Origin of the sequence: Streptomyces sp. NPDC006798, assembly GCF_040635975.1 — a bacterium.
In the GTDB taxonomy this organism is placed as follows: Bacteria; Actinomycetota; Actinomycetes; order Streptomycetales; family Streptomycetaceae; genus Streptomyces.
Genome location: NZ_JBEYIS010000079.1, coordinates 1 through 18497 on the forward strand (window position 1 = coordinate 1; position 18497 = coordinate 18497).

Consider the following 18497-nt stretch of genomic DNA (forward strand, 5'->3'; position numbering starts at 1 on the left):
ACGTTGCGGGCGGTGGTGGACTGGTCGTGGGACCTCCTCGACCAGGACGAACGCACGGTCCTTCGCCGGCTCTCCGTCTTCGCCGGCGGCTGCGACCTGGCCGAGGCCGAGGCGGTCTGCGGCGGCCGGGACACCGGCCCCGACGGCGTCCTCGGTGATCACTCCGACGGACCGGACGGCACGGACGGTACCGGCGGGCCCGACGTCTTCGCGGCCCTCGCCGCCCTGGTCGACAAATCCCTGGTGGTCGCCGCGCCCGGCGAGAGGGACGGGGCCACCATGCGCTACCGCCTCCTGGAGACCGTCGCCGACTACGCCGCCGAACGCCTCGACGCCGCCGGGGAGCGCGCCGCCACCGAACTCCGCCATCTGCTGGCCTACCGCGAACTCGCCCGGGTCGGCGAGCCCGATCTGCGCCGGACCGGGAGCGCCGTCCGGCTGGCCCAGTTCGACACCGAACTGGGCAACTTCCGCAGGGCGCTGCGGACCGCGGTCGACCGGGGCGAGGAACAGGAGGGCATCTGCCTGGTCCTCGCCCTGGGCTGGTACTGGCAGCTGCGGTCGCATGCCACCGACGCCCGGCTCTGGGCCCCGGCCGTCGCCGCGCTCGGCCCCGACCCCTTCGAACGCCCCGTCCGCCGCGCCGATCCCGTCGTCACCCGCTCCACCGCCACCCCGCCGCCGTGGCCGGAGCCCGAACTCTGGGAGGCGCGCCGCGGGGTCCGGCTGACGGCCCTCGCGGCCGGGGGAGCCGACGGCATGGCGATGAACAACCCGGAGGCCGTCGACCGGCTCCGGCGGATCGTCGCCGCCTACGCCCCGGGGTTGCCGCAGCTCTGTCGCCAGCCCGCCGCCATGTGGTACTTCTGCCGGCTGATCACCGGCGGCTACCCCGGCCTCGACCAGACCGCCGACGCCATCGTCGCCGACTGCGAGCGGCACCACGCCCGGGGTACGGCCGACGACTGGGATCTCGCCTTCGTCCTGCTGATGCGGGCCCGGCTGCGGGGCCACAACGCCGGACCACCGGAGGACGGCGCGGCCCCGCCGCCCCCGGCCGACCTCGACCGGGACGCCGAGCTGGCCCTCGCCCTCTTCGAGTCGACCGGCGACGACTGGGGGATCGCCGAGTCCTACGCGGCCCGGGGCGAGCACCACGAGTGGCGCGGCCGGGACGACGAGGCCGCCGCCGACTACGCCGCCGCCCTGCGGGTCTTCGCCCGTACCGGCTCACCCGCCCAGACCTCCGTCTACCGGGCGCGGCTGGTCTTCCTGCGGCTGCGTACGGTCGCCGAAGGCCCGGAACGGGAGGCCGCCGAGGCCGAGTTGCTGCATGCCGCGCGGGAGTCCCGGCGGGAGACCGAGGACGCCGACTTCCTCGGCATCCCCCATATGCTGCTCGCCCGGCACTACGGCGCCACCGGCCGTACCGGGCTCGCCCGGGCCGAACTCGACTCGATGGAGCGACGGCTCAGCACCGACGCCTCCCAGCTCTTCCGGGGGCTGCTGGGCGGGATGCGGGCCTGGCTCGACTGCCTGGACGGGGAGTACGCCACGGCCCGCGCGCGGATCCGGCAGGCGATCCGGCACTTCGAGGGCCTGGGCCACTTCACCACCCGGCAGACGGCGGACCTCTTCCTCTGCGCGGCCTGGGCGATGGCGCATCTGGGGGACGCGGCCGACGGGGCCCGGCTGCTCGCCGTCTACGACGGCACGGGCCGCAACCCGCGCGGCGGCACCATCGGCTTCCAGCCCTTCCACGACGAGCGGCGGACCCGCCGGACGGCGCAGGAGGCGGTCGTGGCGGCGCTGGGCGACGAGGGCCGGCGGCGCGCGTACCGGCGGGGCGAGGAGCTGTCGATCGCCGAGGCGGTCCGGCTGATCTGACGCCGCCGCCGGGGCCGTACCGCCCGGGTACGCACCCCGGCGACCCGGCCATCCGGCGACCCGTCCAGGCGCTCAGCGCCCCGCCGCCCCGCCGGTCGGACCCCGGGCCGCGAGGCCGCCCACCGCGCCCGTCCCGCCCGCCGGGGCGGCCAGCCGGGCGAAGACCACCACGTTCTCCTCGTACCCCGACTTCTCCGACCAGCGGCCTCCGCAGGTGATCAGCCGCAGCTCGGGCCCCGGCGCGTCCGCGTACACCCGTTCGGCGGGAAATCCGTCCCGGGGCAGCGACTCGGTCCCGTACACGGCGAAGACGGCGGTACGGCCGTCCGCGCGGACCACCTCGACCCGGTCGCCGGGACCGAGGGCGCCGAGGGAGTAGAAGGCGGCCGGGCCCCGTTCCGTATCGACATGGCCGACCAGGACGGAGGTGCCGCGCTCACCGGGCGCCACCGACCCGGTGTACCAGCCCGCGAGTTCGGCGTCGTCCGGGGGCGGGGCCTCGATGGAGCCGTCGGCGCCGAGCCCGACCTTCCGCAGCGGGGCGTCGATCCGCCGCGCCGGGACGACGACCCGCAGCGGCGGCGCGTACGGCAGCGGCTCCGCCACGGGCACCGGGGGATCGGCGGCTCCGGCTTCCGGGGGAGCCGCCGAGGGCGCCGGGCGGGGCGGACCGTCGGCGGCCGTCCCGGATCCCGGGGCCGCCGCCTCCGTTCCCGTACGCACCAGGAACACCCCGAGTAACAGCACGCACAGCAGTACGTACCACGCGCCGTACCGGGACGGACGATGCGCGGGCGGGGGAGCGGGTGGCGGGACGGCTGAGGGCATGACGGGCGTACGAGGCCTCAGCCCCGGGTCGCGGCCCGGCGGCGGCGGACCGCGAAGAGCACGGCCCCGCCCGCGACCGCGGCCGTCACCAGGGCCGAACCGGCGGCGATCCGCTCGGTCCCGGGCTCCGGCAGACTGCCGCCCGCACCCGCGTGCACCCCGCCGCCGGGCTTCACGGAGGGATCCGTACGGTGGTCCGACGCGCCGTCGTGGGCTCCGGTGTCCGTCGTGCCGTCCTGGCCCGCGGCATCGGGGACAGCGGGGTCCGTGACACCGGGGTCGCCCGCGGAATCGCCCACGGGACCGGTGTCGGCCGGGTCCTGGAGCGCGGAGTCCCCGTCGGCCGGTTCGTCGACCGCCGGGTCCGTCGTGTCCGTCGTGTCGCCGGCCCGTGCCGCGGCCTTCGCGTCGACCAGCAGCCGCGCGGTGCCCCGCTCGCCCTGACAGTCGAACGTCACGTCGTACGCGGACCCGGGCCGGGCGTCCGGGGCCACCGTGGCCGTGGCGGGCAGCTCCTCCGTCAGGGTCACCGGCGCGAAGGCGTCCGACGAGGCCGTCACGGACGGCGCCTGACACTCCGCCGCCCGCAGGGTCACCCTGCCGCCGGGCGCCACGCTCGCCGGGGTGACCGTGAACGTGAACGAGGTCAGCTGTTCCGCCGGGGCGAGCGCGCCCCCCTCACCGCCCGTTCCCGTTCCCGACCCCGGTACGGGCGCGGGCACCGGCGCCGGAGGCGTGACGGCGGCGGTGGCCGGGGCCGCGACCGCGAGTCCGGCGGCGGTGGCGAGGGCGGTGAGCGACGCGAGTCGTACGGCACGCATGGTCAAGTCTTCCGACGGGAACGAGGGGGCGGACACCCCATCCCGACCGACGTTAGGAGCGGGCCCGCCACCCCGCCACCGCTGCGCCGCCGAACGGTCGGACCCGTCACTCCGACGCGGGCGGCCCGTGCTCCGGCCGAGGGGCGCGCCCGTACCGGCTACGTCTTGCGGTAGCCGTACGCCTCCACGGCAGCCGCCTCCACCGACACCAGATCGCCCCCGGCCGCGGCCGTCACCACGGCGGCGATCGCACCCTCCAGGAACGGCGCGTCGACCAGTCGGGTGTCCGGCGGCAGTTCGCCGCCCTCGGCCAGCAGCGCCTTCACCGTGAGGACGGCGCTGCCGAGATCGACCAGTACGGCGACGCCCGCGCCCCGGTCCACCGAGGCCGCCGCCGCCGCGATCAGCTCGGAACTGGTCCCCAGGCCCCCGTCCGGCGTACCGCCCGCCGCCGCGACCGGCGCGTCCGGGCCCGCGCCCGCCAGCGCCACCGCGAGCTCGGCCGACGCCCGGGCCACCGGACCGCTGTGCGAGACCAGAACGACCCCGACGGGACCCGGCTCCGCCGCCCCGCTCACGGCCGCACCGCCCCGGCGAGCGCCGCCATCAGCAGGGCGGACGACGCGGCACCCGGGTCCTCGTGCCCGATACTGCGCTCCCCGAGATAGCTGGCCCGGCCCTTGCGGGCGCGCATCGGAACGGTCTCCAGCGCGCCCTGTCCGGCGGCGTCCCGGGCGGCCGCGAAGGTGTCGGTGGAATCCCCGAGGGCGGCGACGGCCGGTTCCAGCGCGTCCAGCATGGTCTTGTCCCCGGCCCGCGCCCCGCCGAGTGCCGCCACCGCCGCGACGCCCTCCCGCAGCGCCGCCGCGAAGTCGCCGGGCGTGACCTCGGGCGCGTCGCCCAGCGCCTTGCCCGTACGCCGCAGCAGGGTGCCGTAGAGCGGCCCGGACGCGCCCCCGACCTTGGAGATCAGCTCCTTGCCCGCCGCGGTCAGCACGGCGCCGGGGGTCGCCTCGGTCCCGGCGGCGAGGGCCGCCGTCACCGCCGCGAACCCCCGCTGGAGGTTGGCCCCGTGATCGGCGTCCCCGATCGCCGAGTCCAGCTCCGTGAGCCGGGCGGCCTCCTCGTCGACCAGGGCAGCGGCCGCCGCGAGCCAGCGGCGGAAGAATTCGGCGTCGAGCACGGGCCCTCCCGGGTGCGGTGTCCGTTCCTGATGTACGCGATGGTCGTCGGTCGTTCGTACGGTGCGCGGAACCGGCCCCGGCCGGCCGGGGGTGCTCCTCAGCCGCCCCAGCGGAGCGCCGGGGTCCGTACCGGCGCGTCCCAGAGCCGTACCAGTTCCTCGTCCGCCTGGCACAGCGTCACCGAGCAGCCCGCCATGTCGAGGGACGTCACATAGTTTCCGACGAGGGTACGGGCCACGGGCACACCCCGCTCCCCGAGCGCCCGGTGCACCTCCGCGTTGAAGCCGTACAGCTCCAGCAGCGGAGTGGCGCCCATCCCGTTCACCAGCAGCAGTACGGGACCGCTCGGCCGCCGGTCGGTGACCAGGGCGTCCACCGTGAAGTCGGCGATCTCCCGGGAGGTCATCATGGCCCGCCGCTCCCGCCCCGGCTCGCCGTGGATACCGATCCCCAGCTCCAGCTCCCCCGAGGGCAGCTCGAACGTCGGGCTGCCCTTCGCCGGGGTCGTCACGGCGCCGAGCGCCACCCCGAAACTCCGCGACACCTCGTTCACCCGCCGCGCGATCGCCGCCACCCGCTCCAGCGGCGCGCCCTCCTCGGCGGCGGCGCCCGCGATCTTCTCCACGAAGAGGGTCGCGCCGGTACCCCGCCGCCCCGCCGTGTAGAGACTGTCCGTCACCGCCACATCGTCGTCGACCAGCACCTTCGCCAGCCGTACGCCCTCGTCCTCGGCCAGTTCGGCGGCCATCTCGAAGTTGAGGACGTCGCCCGTGTAGTTCTTGACGACGAACAGCACCCCTTCCCCGCTGTCCACGGCCGCCGCCGCCCGGACCATCTGATCGGGTACGGGGCTGGTGAAGACCTCCCCGGGGCAGGCGGCGGAGAGCATCCCGGGCCCCACGAACCCCCCGTGCAGCGGCTCGTGCCCGGACCCGCCGCCGGACACCAGCGCCACCTTCCCGGCCACCGGCGAGTCCCGCCGGACGATCACCCGGTTCTCCACGTCCACGGTCAGCTCGGGATGGGCGGCGGCCATCCCCCGCAGGGCATCGGCGACGACGGTCTCGGGGACGTTGATCAACATGCGCAACGGTCTCTCCTCGGCGGGCTGGCGGGCGGCGCCCCGTGATCGGGCCGGGCGGCTCGGTCGGTCGCTCCCCGGGCTCCCGGGGGCGGACATCCGAACCAGTATCAGTCGGGAGCGTCCTTTCGCGGAGGACCGCCACCGGGCCGCCGTGCCGTCCGGCCCCCCTGACCCGGGGCCGGACGGCGCGGCGGCCCGTCCGGGGACCGGATACGGCCGGTCCCCGGGGGCGCGAACGCCGGACCGGTCAGAAGGACGTCCAGGTGAAGGAGACCTGGTCGCCCGGGTTCAGCTTGAACTGGCAGCCACCGACGGGGGTGGGAGTCCCGTTGACGGCGATGCTCCAGTACGCGGACGTGCCGCCGCTGACGTTCTTGATGGTGTCGACGAAGAAGTCGTCGAACGAGGCGTACCAGGTGCCGTCCCAGGTGAAGCCGTGCTTACGGGCCGCGTCGTCCAGAGCGGCGGTGGGGGTGGGCACCTTGGAGGCGTGGGCGCCGCCATTGGTGCCGTCGCACTGGTGGGTACCCCCACTGGCGGTGGTGACGTCATGGCCCCTGGTTCTGACCTTGCCCTGGAACAGGGGTCCGTCCGGGCCCTGGACGGTGAGTCCGACCCTGATCGGGGCGTTGGTGTGCGGGGTGCCGTGGGCCGTCGCCGGGGCGGTGGCGAGGGCGGTGAACGCGAGGCTCAGGGCGGCGGTGGCGATCGTGGCGCGGCGCGTCGTACCGAGGGACATGGCGGGCCTTTCTGGCCGGACCGGGCCGACGGTACGAACCCGTTCGGGCGTACCGCTCCGTCCCGCCGTGGGCAGGAGGATCCGGGGCCGGGAGGGCTGTCGCACCGCAGACCGTGGCAGTGGAAGCGGACCTGCCGTGCGGCGGGCGCTCCGACTCTGGCGGCGCCACCGGGCGCCGCGCACGGTTGCAGGTCAGTGCCGGAATTCCACCGGCTTCCCCCGTTCGCACAGCCATTCAGTTATGGCCCGAAGGCGCTCGGGCAGACGCATCGTACGGTTCCAAGGGCCGCCCGGCCAAGGGGTGTTGACAGCCGGACGCGGCCCTGCCCCGCATCGCCCTCACCGGGTCCGCACCCCAGGCACCCCGTCCGTTCACCGATCGTCGGATTCCGGTACGCAGATGGAAGTTCGAAGGTTCCGGCACCGGCGAACCGGCGGATCGGTAGGGTGCGGACCTCCGGCATCGCGGATTCACGCAGGGGGAAGCATGGTGTATCTGGTCGAGTTGCCCGTATCCGGGCCGGGCGACGACGGTACGGGCTCCGCTCCGCCGGACCCGGCCGGTGTCGTCCGGGTCCAGATCGAGGAGGCCGGGGAAGGGCTGGTCCAGGTCGCCCGTCCCGGACAGGTCGTGGCCAGGGCGACCAGGTCGCTCGATGAAATGCTGGCCGGGATCCGGCCGGTCGCGGAGAACTTCGTCGACGGATTCCGCGACATGGCCCGGCGACCCGACGAGATCGGGATCGAGTTCGGGCTCTCCCTGTCGGCCGAGGCGGATGTGGTGATCTCCCGGACGACCGGCCAGGCCAACTTCAAGGTCACCCTGACCTGGCGCAATCCGCAGCCCGGCGCACCGGGGGCGGACACCGCGGGATGACGGGGCCGCAGCCACCGTCGGGCCCCCGGAGCACGGCCGCGCCCGAGCCGGGCCCGCCCGCCCCGGACGCGGCCGTCCTCCGGGTCCGCGACAGCCGGGGACAGACCGTCGGCGTGGCCTTCCTGGTCTCCGACACCATCGCCCTGACCTGCGCGCATGTGGTCGACGCGGCGCTCGGCACGGCCGGGGACGCGGCCCCGCCGCCCACCGCCCGGATCCGGGTCGACCTCCCCCTCGTACCCGCCGCGCGGCGTGACGGCGAGGCGCCGTCGACGACGGCCGGAGTGGAGCAGTGGACGGCACCCCGGGCACCCGGCGGCAGCCCCGCCGCAGCCGCCGCGCCCGGCGATATCGCCGTACTGCGGCTCGACGCCCCCCTGCCCGCCGCCCGCCCGGTACGGCTCGTGGACCCCGGCGAGGTCTGGGGGCACCGGGTCCGGGCCTTCGGGATCCCGGCCGGCCGGCCCGGCGGTGTCTGGCACGCCGGAGTGCTCCGGGGACGGCAGGCCGACGGCTGGGTACAGGCCGATCTCGACGGCCGGGGCTACCCCGTGTCGCGCGGCTTCAGCGGCGGCCCCGTCTGGGACGACCGGCTCTCCGGCGTGGTCGGCATGATGGCCGTCGCCGAGGCCGGGGAACCGGCGGTCAGCTATCTGATCCCCACCGGCGGGCTGCTCGCCGCCCGCCCCGAACTGCGCGCCGTCACCCTGCCGCCGTCGCCGTTCCGGGGACTCGCCGCCTTCGAGGAGGCCGACGCCGCGCACTTCCACGGCCGGGAGGCCGAGAGCGACGAGGTGGCACGGGCGCTCACCGCCGGGCGGCGGGTCGTCGTCGTGGGACCGTCGGGCTCCGGCAAATCGTCCCTGGCGCTGGCCGGGGTGGCACCCCGGCTGCGGGCCCGGGGCGCCCTGGTGGCGGTCTTCCGCCCGGCGTCCGGCAGCAGCCCGCCGACCGCCTTCGCCGCGGCCCTGCTGCCCCTGCTCGAACCCGGCTTACCGGAGGCCGAGCGCCCCGAACGGGTCGCCGAACTCGCCGCGGTACTCCGCCGCGACGGCCCGGCGGACGCCGTGGCCCGGCTCCTGCGGCTGCGGGACGCCGACCGGCTGCTCCTCGTGGTCGACCAGTTCGAAGAAGTCCTCGGACTGCCGCCGGACGCCGTCGGCGCATGCGCCGACCTGCTCACCGGCGACGCGCTGCCCGACACCGTCCGCGTACTGACCACCCTGCGCGCCGACTTCCTGGAACAGGTACTGGCCCACCCCCGGTTCGGCCCGGAGACCGCGGGCCGGCTGCACACTCTCGCCCCACCGGCCCCGGACCGGCTCCGCGAGATCGTCGACAAGCCCGTCGACGCCGTACCCGGCATCTCCTACCAGCCCCATCTCGCGGACCGTATCCTCGCCGACACCGGCCGGGGACCGGGCCGGCTGCCACTGCTCGCCCTCACCCTCGATCTGCTGTGGCAGCGGCAGGAACACGGACTGCTGACCCACCGGGCGTACGAGGAGATCGGCGGCGTCACCGGCGCGGTGGGCGACCACGCCGAACCGGCCTGGGACCGCTGCGTACCGCTCGAAGACGAAGAGACCGCCCGCCGCCTCCTCACCCGGCTCGTGCGGATCCCGCCCGGCCGGTCCGCGCCGACCCGGCGGACCGTACCCCGCACCGAACTGGACGCCGGGGAGTGGCGGATCGCCCGGCTCCTCGCGGGGACCCGGCTCCTCGTCACCGACCTCGACGCCGAGGGCACCGAGACCGTCGAACTCGCCCACGAGGCGTTGATCGGCGCCTGGGACCGACTGGCCGGCTGGACCACCGCCGACCGGGCCTTCCTGGAGTGGCGCGCATCGCTGCGACGGGACATGGACCGCTGGGAAGAGGCCGGACGCGCCCCGCAGATGCTGCCCACGGCGCTCCAGACCGCGCGGGCCGGACAGTGGGCCGACGAGCGGCCCGGTGAACTGACCGAAGCGGAACGGCACTACCTGGCCGCCGGGCACGACCACCGCCGCGCCCGGCTCCGCCGAAGGCGGGCCCTGCTCTCGGCGGGCGCCCTGGTCGTCCTGCTGATCCTGGTGGCCCTCTCGATGTTCCACGCCACCCGGGAGGAGAGCCGGGACCGCGCGGCGGAAGCCGCCTCCCGGGCCCTCGCGATCGCCGCCGAGGACGAGTCCGGCGCCGAACCGGCCCTCGGCGTACTGAAGGCCCTGGCCGCCCACCGGACCGCGCCGACCCCGGAGGCCCGCCACGAACTGCTGCGGCAGTACCTCCGCTACCACGACTACGACCGGGTGCTCTCCGGAGTCCTCGGCACCGTCCGGGACGTCGCCGCCAGCCGGGACGGCGAAGTCGTCCTGGCCACCTCGCGACTGGGCCGGGCGGTCCTCTACACCGGCGCCGCGACCGGACGGGTCCGGAGCGCGCAGGTGCCGTCGACCGGGCAGGCCCTGGGAGTCGCGGTCTCCCCGGACGGCGGGCGCGTCGCCTACGTCCAGGAGGACGGCCGGGCCGCCTGGTTCGACGTCCGGACCGGAACCGGAGAACCGCTCGGTCCGATCCGGCGGCTACCGGACGCGCCCGGCCGGGGCAGCGCCCCGGACGCCGCGGTGCGCCCCGCGATCTCCGCGGACGGCCGCACCCTCGCCGCCCGGGTCCGGGGCCGGCTGGTGTGGTGGGACCTGGAGAACGGCCCGCACGGCACCCTTGCCGGTACGGCGCCCGCGCCCGCCGAGATGACCGGCGCCCTCCGGTTCGGCCCCGGCGACGGCACACTGCTGGCCACGGTCTACGCGACCGGGGGCAGTCAGGCCCTGCTCTCCGTCGACCCGGGCACCGGCCGCGCCACCGAACTCGTCTCCGGCGCCCAGGAGATCTTCGTGTCCGGGGACGGCGGGACCGCGGTCGTCTGCCGGGAGCGGGACGGGCAGTCCGTCATCAGCCGCCACCGGACCTCCGACGGCACGCCGGCCGGCCGCCCCTACCGCGAGCGGGACGAGTCGTACGCCACCGACATGTGCACGGTCGACGCCGTCGACACCACCGGGCGGCGGGCCGCGCTCAGCTGGGGCGACGAACTGCGCGTCCTCGACCTGGACCGGGGCGGGACCGTCTCCCGGGCCCCGACATCCGGCACCCTCGCCACCCGGCTCGACCCCCACCCCGTCCTCGCCGAGTCGCGCGGCCGACTCTCCTATCTGGGGTGGAACGACTCGACCATCGCCTTCATGGAGATGACCCCGGGCAGCCGGCTGCCGCAGGCCGCCCAGCACCGGCTGACACCCGACGGGAAGAAGTCGCTCCTCGTCCTGGCGGACGGCTCCCGGACGGAACTCCGTCCGGCCGGACCCGGGCGGAGCCGCCCGGTACTGGCCCGCGCCGAGCGGGCGAAGCCGTACTGGCTCCCCCAGGAGACCGATCTGCCCGTCTTCGACCCGGCCGGCGCGCTCGTCGCCGACCGCGAGGCCCGGAACACGGTGGTCGTCCGCGACGCTTCGACCCTGCGCGCCCTGGCCTCGGTCACCACGGCCCCGCCGCCGAAGACCCGGCCCGGCACCCGCGGATCGCGGAACCTGGAGGTGAGCGGGGCGCTCAGCTACCGCGAGCAGAAGGAGGAGTTCCGCTACTTCTTCGACCACACCGGCCGACTGCTGACGGTCTCCGGGACCGTCGTCCAGCAGTGGGATCCGCGCACCGGCCGTGCGACCGCCCGCTTCGACGCCGCCACGCTCCGTCCCCGTACCGACCGGGACGCGGTCCTGACCATCGCCCCCTATCCGGACCGGAACCGGATCTCCGTCATCGTGCGGGGGCGCCCCGGAATCCGCGTCGTCGACATCACCGACGGCCGGACCACGGAACACATCCCCACCCCGGGCGACGTCCTCTCCGCCTCCTTCGACCCCGGCGGGCGGTACTTCGCCGTCCTGCGCCGCGACGCGGGCCTGGAAGTCCTCCGGTACGGGGACCCCCCGCGTCTGAGGATCGGCCCGCTGCCCGCCGTAGGGGACAGCGCCATCACCCCGTACCGTGCCGTCTTCCTCGCCGACGGCCGGTTCCTGATCGCCGGCGACAACACCGTACGCGGCTTCCGGATCGGCGGGCGCGGCTACGACGACTCGTATCCGCTCGGCCGCCCGGACGGCGGGACGGGGGAGTACTCCTTCCCCGACGTGTCCCGCGACGGGCGCACCGTGATCGTGGGGACCTTCGAGGAGCCGGGCGCCGTACTGCCCCTCGATCCGCGGGTGTGGAGCCGGGAACTCTGCCGGATCATCGGCCACCGCGCCCTGACGGCCGACGAACGCGACGACCTTCCGGCGGAGGCGAGGACCCGGGGACTCTGCCCGTAGCGCCGGACTACCGCCTGGCGCCGCCGGCGAGGGCCCCGACGAAGGAGACCTATGACGTACCCGGTCCAGCCATTCCGTCCGGAACCGGAACACGACAGCGGGGCCGACGGCCCGCAAGCCCTGGACCGGGCGATCCTGCGGATCCTCGACGCCCGGGGGCAACCCGTCGGCGTCGGCTTCCTGGTCTCCGGCACCATTGCCCTGACCTGCGCGCACGTGGTCTCCGCCGCCCTCGGGACACCGGCCGGAACCCCGCCGGAGGCCAATGCGCGGATCCCGGCGGACCTGCCGCTCCTGCCCGGCGCGCCGCGGACCGAGGCCGCCGTCGAGCTGTGGCTGCCGCCACCGGGCCCGGACGGCGCGGGCGGTGCCTCACCGGGCGCCGATGTCGCCGTCCTGCGGTTCGCGGCCCCGCCGCCCGGCGCCTCACCGGTACGACTGGTCGACGCCGACCCCGCGACGGCGGCCGGCGGCGAACCGGCCGGTGCGGCGGCGGACGGCTGGTGGGGACACCGGGTACGGGCCTTCGGCCTGCCGTCGGGGCGCCCCGGCGGCGTCTGGCACGCGGGCGTACTGCGGGGACGGCAGGCCGACGGCTGGGTGCAGGCCGATCTCGCCGGGGACGGCTATCCGGTGTCGCGGGGCTTCAGCGGCGGCCCGGTCTGGGACGACCGGCTCTCCGGCGTGGTCGGCATGGTCACGGTCGCCGAGTCCGGGCGGCCCCCGGTCGGCTATCTCATCCCCACCGGCGGACTGGCGGCGGCCTGGCCGGAACTCGCCCCGCTCGTCCGGCCCCCCTCCCCGTTCCGGGGCCTCAAGGCGTACCAGGAGGCCGACGCCGCGGTCTTCCACGGCAGAGGGGCCGAGAGCGACGAGATCGCCCGCGCGCTCGGCGAGCAGCGCCGGGTCACCGTCGTCGGCCCCTCCGGCTCCGGCAAGTCGTCGCTGGCGCTCGCCGGAGTGGCGCCCCGGCTGCGGGCCGACGGCGCCCGGGTCGCCGTCATGCGGCCCGCGGCCGGGACCGGCCCGCTGGCGGCGCTCGCCGCCGCCCTGCTGCCGCACCTGGAACCCGACGCGTCCGAGACCCGCAGGCTGGCCCGGATCCCCGAACTCCGCGACGAACTCCGCGACCACGGCCTCACCCCGGTGACGGAACGGCTGCTCGCCGCCCCCGGCGCCGACCGGCTGCTGATCGTCGTCGACCAGCTGGAGGAGCTGTTCCAGCGGCCCCCGGACGCCGTCCGTGAACTCGCCGACGTGCTCTTCGCCGCCGAGGAACCACCGCCCGGCGTCCTCGTACTCAGCACCCTCCGCGCCGACTTCCTCGAACGCGTCCTGAGCCACCCGGACCTCGGCCCCGTCACCGGCCGCCGTCCGCACGCCCTCGGCCCGCTGGGCGAGCGGGGCCTGCGCGAAATCGTCACCACCCCCGTCGACACCGCACCCGGCATCCGCTACGAACCCCATCTCGCCGCCCGCGTACTCGCCGACACCGGTACCGACCCCGGCGCGCTGCCGCTGCTCGCCCTCACCCTCGACCTGCTGTGGCAGCGCCAGGAGGACGGCCGCCTCACCCACCGGGCGTACGACGGACTCGGCGGCGTCACCGGCGCCCTCGGCAACCACGCCGACCGGGTCTGGGCCGAACACGTACCGGCCGAGGACGAACCGGCGGCCCGGCGGCTCTTCACCCACCTCGTCCGGCTGCCGCCCGGCGCCGTCTCCGCCACCCGGCGGCTCGCCCGCCGCGACGACCTCGACCCCGACCAGTGGCGCGTGGCCCAGCGGCTCGCCGCACACACCCGGCTCCTCGTCACCGACCGCGGCGCGGACGGCACCGAAACCGTCGAACTGACCCATGAGGCGCTGATCCACGGCTGGGAGCGGTTCGCCGGCTGGGCCGCCGAGGACCGGGCCTTCCTGGAATGGCGGGAGACCGTCCGCCACGAGATGGACCGCTGGCAGGACGCCGGCCGCGCCACCGCCCATCTGCCGACCGCCGCCGCCCTCGCGGGCGCCGACACCTGGCTCCCCGGCCGGGCGGCGGCCCTCAGCCGCGCCGAACGGGAGTATCTGAGCACCGGCCGGACCCACCGCCGCGCCCGCGCCCGCCGGCGGGGAGCCCTGTACACCGCCCTCGCCGCGGCCCTGGCGTTCGTCGTGGTCGTCGGCGCGCTCTACGCCGTCGAACGCCGCGGCAGCCGGGAGCGGGCCGCGCTCGGCGCCTCCCGCGCCCTCGTCCAGGCCGCCCAGGAGTACACCGCCACCGACCCGGCCCGCGCCGCGCTGCTCGCCCTCGCCGCCCACGACACCGCCCCCACCCGGGAGACCGGCAACGAACTCCTGCGCCAGCGCCTCCGGTACACGTACTACGACCGGGTGCTCTCCGGCGATCTCGCCGACGAGGGATTCGCCACCAGCCGGGACGGCGACGTCGTCCTCGCGCCCGCCGCCCGCTCCGGGGCCACCCTCTTCCTGCGCGCCCTGACCGGACCCGTACGCGCCGTACCGATCCCGGCCCCCGACGAGATCCGCGATGTCGTGGTGGCCCCCGACGGGAGCCGCGCCGCCTACGTCCAGGAGGACGGTCTGGCCGCCTGGTTCGACGTACGGCCCGGTGCCGAGAACCCCGTCGGGCCGATCCACCGGCTGCCCCGGCCCCCGGCCCCCGCCGATGACCGGGCCGATGTCTTCCAGCCGGTGATCTCCCCCGACGGGACGGTGTTCGCCGTCCGCGCCGCGAAGCGCGTCGTCTGGTGGAATCTGGGGAACGGCCCGCACGGCACCCTCGCCGGGAACGTCCCGGCACCCGGGACCCCGTTCACCCTGCGGTCGTCCGCCGACCACCGCACCCTCCTGTTCGCCACCTTCACCGTGGGCGCCGACAAGGACGGCGAGCGGCTGCTCGCCCTCGACCTCGCGACCCGCCGGACCCGGCTCGTCGCCCGCGCCGACGGCATCCGGGTCTCCGGCGACCGGACCCGGGCCGTGCTGTGCCGGACGCGGGGAAAGACCGCCGAACTCGCCCTCCACCGGATCGCCGACGGCACCCGGGAGGGCGGCGTGTACCGGGTTCAGGAGCCGGACGTCACCCGGGGGAACTGCCCGGTGGAAGCCGTCGACGGCTCCGGGTCCCGGGTCGCCCTCGGCGCCGACCACGGCCTCACCGTCGTCGACCTGCGCGACGGTACGGTCCTCTCCCGCAACGGCCTCGCCGGCGGCTCCGTCCCGTCCGGGGCCGAGAACAGTCCCTGGCTGGTGGACTCCGGCGACGGGCTCCACTTCGTCCGCCGCGACGGGCCGATGGTCGGCTTCGTCCGGCTGCGCCCCGGCGACTGGACCCTCTCCGTCGCCCAGCAACGCCTCACCCTCGACGGCGCGTACACCATCAGCGTGCTGGCGGACGGCTCCCGGATCCAGCGCCACCACGCGAAGGAGATCAGCAACCGCGTCCTCGCCGACGCGCCCCGCGGCACGCCCCGCCGGGTGCCCGACAGCGGCGACCCGCTCGCCGTCGACGGCACCGGACGGCTCGTCGCGGACCGGGAGGGCGTGAACGTGGTCGCCGTCCGCGACACCGACACCCTGCGCCGGGTCGCCACCATCACCACCACCGCCCCCGTGCCGACGCCCGCGCCCACGCCGTCGATCGGGGACCTCCCCATCGGCGGCAAGGGCCCCGAGGGGCCGCGGTACGCGTTCAGGTTCTTCTTCGACCGGGACGGGAAGCTGATCACCGTCGCGGACACCGTCGTCGAACAGTGGGACCCGCGTACCGGGGAGCGCCTCGCCCGCTTCGACGCCGCTGCCGTCCGCTCCCGCGTCAAGGGCGCCCCGGACGCCATCCTGCTGGTCAGCTCCTATCCGGCGGCGAACCGGGTCACCGTCGTCGTCCAGGACCGGCCCGGTGTCCATGTCGTCGACACCGTCAGCGGACGGATCACCGAGACCGTACCGACCGGGGACGACATCCTCGCCGCCCAGTTCGCCCCCGGCGGGAAGTACTTCGCGATCCTCCGCCGGGGCTCGATCCTCGAACTGTGGCGGCGCGGCACCCCGCCCCGGAAGGAGCTGGGCCCCCTGCGCAGTGTCGCCGAATCGAGCGAGACCCCGTACGTCGCCTCGTTCCTGACGGGCGGCGACCGCTTCCTCCTCGCCGCGAACAACGCGGTACGCGTCTACCGGCTCGGGGAGCCCGGCCCCGAGACGTTCTACTCCTTCACCGAGCCCGGCGAACGGTGGTCCACCACCAACCAGCACTCCTTCCTGGGGGCGTCCGTGGACGGCGAGACCGTGCTCCACATCGGTCCCAAGGGCATCGGGGGACCCGTCCGGCTCGTACCGGATCTGTTCTTCCGGCAACTCTGCGATGTCATCGGGGACCGGGAACTCACCCGCGCGGAGGCGGAACTGCTCCCCGCCGACCCCAGGTCCCGCGAACCCTGCGCCGGTGACTGACCGCCGCCCGGCCCGGCCGGGCGGTGTCCGGAACCCCTGCCGCCGGTCGCGGATCCCCGTTGCCGGTGGCGGCCCCCAACATCCTCTCCCAACGACGTTCGCCCGGACGCCGCGGCTGCGGAACGTCCCCTGGGCGAAGGGGAGTTCACCATCCCGGTCCGGCGCGTGACCGGCCGCCCCGGGCGGTCGCGCGCGGGATCGCGTACGGCAGAGACGAGGAACACGACCATGGACACGGCCACCGAACCCGACCGCCCCGAGGGCGTCCCCGCCGACGCCGACGCCGAGGCGCGGCGGGGAGCCGGGCGCGACCACCGGACGCTCGCCGAACTGCTGCTCCGCCTGGCCCTCGTACCCGGCGACGCCACCCGCGACCTGCTGGAGCCGTTGCTGGCCGACGAGGACCCGCTGGCCGCCTTCCGCTCCGCCCTCTCCTGGGTCCGGACCGGCGCCGAACCAGCCGCCTCGGCCGTGTCGCTCCTCGTCGACGCGCTCACCGAGCCGACCGAACTCGACGGCTCCGGCGCCCTCTGGTTCGCCGGGGGCGGGGCGTCCGGCGAGGCGATCGGCGCCCTGTCCCTGCTGCCGACCGAGCACTCCCGGGCCCGGCTGGGGCGGATGTGCGCCCTCCTCGGCGAGGCGAGCTCCTTCACCGCCCCCGGACTCGCCCGGTCCGTCCTCGGCATCGTCTTCCCAGCGGACGCGTACGAGGAGGGCGCGCCCCTCACCGCCGACCAGGCCCTGGTCGTCCGGGCGATCGCCGACACCGTCGCGAGCCGGGACGTCGTCTATGCGAACACGAACGAGGTGCTGCGCTACAACGGCCTGCCCTGCACGGCACCGGAGCTGCGGGCGCTCTGCGCGATCGAGGGCTGAGGGCGGTTGAGGACGGTGGGTCGCCCCTCCCGAGCCGGGGCCCACCCGCCTCAGGACGGTCCCGGGCCGCCGGCCGGGGGAGCGGCCCGGCCCAGGGTGCGGATCGCCGGGACGGCGAACAGGGCGACGCAGCCCGCGAGCCCGGCCCCCGCCGACACCAGCAGCAGCCGGTCGGGCGAGGCCAGCGCCGTGGCCGGGCCCGCCAGGATCTGACCCAGGGCGATCCCCGACACCGAGCCCGCCAGCTCGTACGCCGTCACCCGGTTGAGTACGGCGGGCGGGGTGTGGGTCTGCACACTGGTCGCCCACATCACCGACCAGAACGCCAGCGCCCCACCGCCGACGGCATGCGCCGCCAGCAGCAGCGGCAGCCCGGCGCCGAGCGCCAGACTCAGCGGCAGCGCCGTGTACAGGACCATCGCCACGGCACCGGCGGCCAGCGGTCTGGCCGGGCGCACCCGCAGCGCCACCAGACCGCCGAGCACCGTACCGGCCCCGAGGAAGGAGACCGCCAGACCGTACGCGTTCGAGCCCAGCCGCTCACCGACCAGCGCCGAACCCAGCGGCACCAGCGGGCCGAACAGCAGCACGCCGTAGACCATCCAGATCAGGATCACCGACCACATCCAGGTCCGGTCGCGGAACTCCCGCCAGCCCTGGCGCAGTTCCCGCCGCAGCGACCGCCCGGTCGCTGCGGCGGCACCGGGCACACCGCCCGGCGCGAACCGGATCAGCGCCAGGAACACGGCGCTGAGCAGGAAGGTCCCGGCATCGATCGCGTACACCGTCCCGGCGTTGGTGAGGGTGATCAGCAGCCCCGCCAGCGCCGGGCCGAGCAGATGGGCCAGCGCGTCGGCCACCTTGAGCGTGGCGTTGGCCCGCTGCGGCTCGCGGGCGACCAGGGGAACCATCCCGTTCACCCCGGGCAGGAACATCGCGACGGCCGCTCCGGCCAGTGCCGCCATCGCCATCAGCAGCCAGAACGGCGGCGTCCCGGCGAAGAACGCGACCGCCAGCACCCCCTGGGTGAACACCCGGACGAGATCGGCGCCGACCATCATCCGGCGGGCCCCGAACCGGTCGGCGAAGACCCCGCCGAAGAGCACCAGCAGAACGAACGTCCCGGTCCAGACACCGAGGACGAGCCCCACCCCGGAGACTCCGTACAGCGCGCCCACCGCGAGGGCGGCGGCCACCGGCATCATCGCGTCGCCGAGCATCGAGACGGCCCGGGCGGCGAAGTAGAGGGTGAACCGGCGGTCCCACAAAGGGGTCGGGCCGGGCGGTGGGGCGGACGGCGGAACGGTTCCTGCGGTCAGTTCGGGCTGCGGCTGTCTCTGTGCTGTGGTCACCTCGTCGATGCTGGTCCAGACCACCTGGCCGCCCCAGTGTCC

General features: G+C 75.7%; 11 protein-coding genes, 1 pseudogene and 1 riboswitch. Of the genes and pseudogenes, 5 read left to right on the forward strand and 7 right to left on the reverse strand.

What is annotated here, in order from left to right; genetic code table 11:
• Window positions 1–1887: pseudogene (locus tag ABZ714_RS32505) on the forward strand (AfsR family transcriptional regulator); the annotation flags it as partial.
• A gap of 72 nt (window positions 1888–1959) precedes the next feature.
• On the opposite strand, the gene ABZ714_RS32510 reads toward ABZ714_RS32505, so the two are convergent.
• From ABZ714_RS32510 to ABZ714_RS32535, 6 genes are all read right to left on the reverse strand, one after another.
• A complete protein-coding gene (locus tag ABZ714_RS32510) occupies window positions 1960–2610 on the reverse strand; it encodes a class F sortase (protein WP_358828957.1) in 651 nt (216 codons plus the stop codon).
• A 122-nt stretch (window positions 2611–2732) separates the two neighbouring features.
• Window positions 2733–3536: a hypothetical protein gene (locus ABZ714_RS32515; protein ID WP_358828958.1), complete on the reverse strand. Its 804-nt coding sequence runs from the start codon at window positions 3534–3536 to the stop codon at window positions 2733–2735.
• A 158-nt stretch (window positions 3537–3694) separates the two neighbouring features.
• Window positions 3695–4114 carry a PTS fructose transporter subunit IIA gene (locus ABZ714_RS32520; protein ID WP_358828959.1) on the reverse strand — a complete coding sequence of 140 codons (420 nt, stop codon included), beginning with the start codon at window positions 4112–4114 and terminating at the stop codon, window positions 3695–3697.
• Window positions 4111–4719 (reverse strand): dihydroxyacetone kinase subunit DhaL, encoded by a 609-nt coding sequence (gene dhaL / locus ABZ714_RS32525; RefSeq protein ID WP_358828960.1) that lies wholly within the window; start codon window positions 4717–4719, stop codon window positions 4111–4113. The genes ABZ714_RS32520 and dhaL overlap by 4 nt, the downstream gene beginning before the upstream one ends.
• 98 nt (window positions 4720–4817) lie before the next feature.
• Window positions 4818–5804 (reverse strand): dihydroxyacetone kinase subunit DhaK, encoded by a 987-nt coding sequence (dhaK, locus tag ABZ714_RS32530; RefSeq protein ID WP_358828973.1) that lies wholly within the window; start codon window positions 5802–5804, stop codon window positions 4818–4820.
• Window positions 5805–6051: 247 nt separating this feature from the next.
• Window positions 6052–6543, reverse strand: coding sequence for a DUF4430 domain-containing protein (locus ABZ714_RS32535; protein ID WP_358828961.1), 492 nt, complete (start codon window positions 6541–6543; stop codon window positions 6052–6054).
• A 122-nt stretch (window positions 6544–6665) separates the two neighbouring features.
• Window positions 6666–6808, reverse strand: a riboswitch (cobalamin riboswitch).
• 222 nt (window positions 6809–7030) lie between these two features.
• Here ABZ714_RS32535 and ABZ714_RS32540 point away from each other — a divergent pair.
• The 4 genes from ABZ714_RS32540 (at window position 7031) to ABZ714_RS32555 (ending at window position 17103) form a co-directional block, all read left to right on the forward strand.
• Entirely contained in the window at window positions 7031–7420 is a 390-nt protein-coding gene (locus ABZ714_RS32540) for a CU044_2847 family protein (protein WP_358828962.1), read from the forward strand.
• Entirely contained in the window at window positions 7417–11769 is a 4353-nt protein-coding gene (locus ABZ714_RS32545; RefSeq protein ID WP_358828963.1) for a trypsin-like peptidase domain-containing protein, read from the forward strand. The genes ABZ714_RS32540 and ABZ714_RS32545 overlap by 4 nt, the downstream gene beginning before the upstream one ends.
• A gap of 51 nt (window positions 11770–11820) precedes the next feature.
• Window positions 11821–16227, forward strand: a complete 4407-nt coding sequence (locus ABZ714_RS32550; protein WP_358828964.1) for a serine protease — start codon at window positions 11821–11823, stop codon at window positions 16225–16227.
• Window positions 16228–16455: 228 nt separating this feature from the next.
• Window positions 16456–17103, forward strand: coding sequence for a hypothetical protein (locus tag ABZ714_RS32555; protein ID WP_358828965.1), 648 nt, complete (start codon window positions 16456–16458; stop codon window positions 17101–17103).
• 50 nt (window positions 17104–17153) lie between these two features.
• Here ABZ714_RS32555 and ABZ714_RS32560 read toward each other — a convergent pair whose 3' ends face one another.
• On the reverse strand, window positions 17154–18455 hold the full coding sequence (locus ABZ714_RS32560) for an MFS transporter (RefSeq protein WP_358828966.1): 1302 nt from the start codon (window positions 18453–18455) through the stop codon (window positions 17154–17156).
• Between the last annotated feature and the right edge of the window lie 42 nt (window positions 18456–18497).

What these genes read in the sequence shown, in the direction of transcription:
- ABZ714_RS32555 (WP_358828965.1), top strand. Translation starts at nt 16,456, where the DNA reads ATGGACACGGCCACCGAACCCGACCGCCCCGAGGGCGTCCCCGCCGAC.
- dhaK (WP_358828973.1), bottom strand. Translation starts at nt 5,804, where the DNA reads ATGTTGATCAACGTCCCCGAGACCGTCGTCGCCGATGCCCTGCGGGGG.
- ABZ714_RS32535 (WP_358828961.1), bottom strand. Translation starts at nt 6,543, where the DNA reads ATGTCCCTCGGTACGACGCGCCGCGCCACGATCGCCACCGCCGCCCTG.
- ABZ714_RS32545 (WP_358828963.1), top strand. Translation starts at nt 7,417, where the DNA reads ATGACGGGGCCGCAGCCACCGTCGGGCCCCCGGAGCACGGCCGCGCCC.
- ABZ714_RS32515 (WP_358828958.1), bottom strand. Translation starts at nt 3,536, where the DNA reads ATGCGTGCCGTACGACTCGCGTCGCTCACCGCCCTCGCCACCGCCGCC.
- ABZ714_RS32540 (WP_358828962.1), top strand. Translation starts at nt 7,031, where the DNA reads ATGGTGTATCTGGTCGAGTTGCCCGTATCCGGGCCGGGCGACGACGGT.
- ABZ714_RS32550 (WP_358828964.1), top strand. Translation starts at nt 11,821, where the DNA reads ATGACGTACCCGGTCCAGCCATTCCGTCCGGAACCGGAACACGACAGC.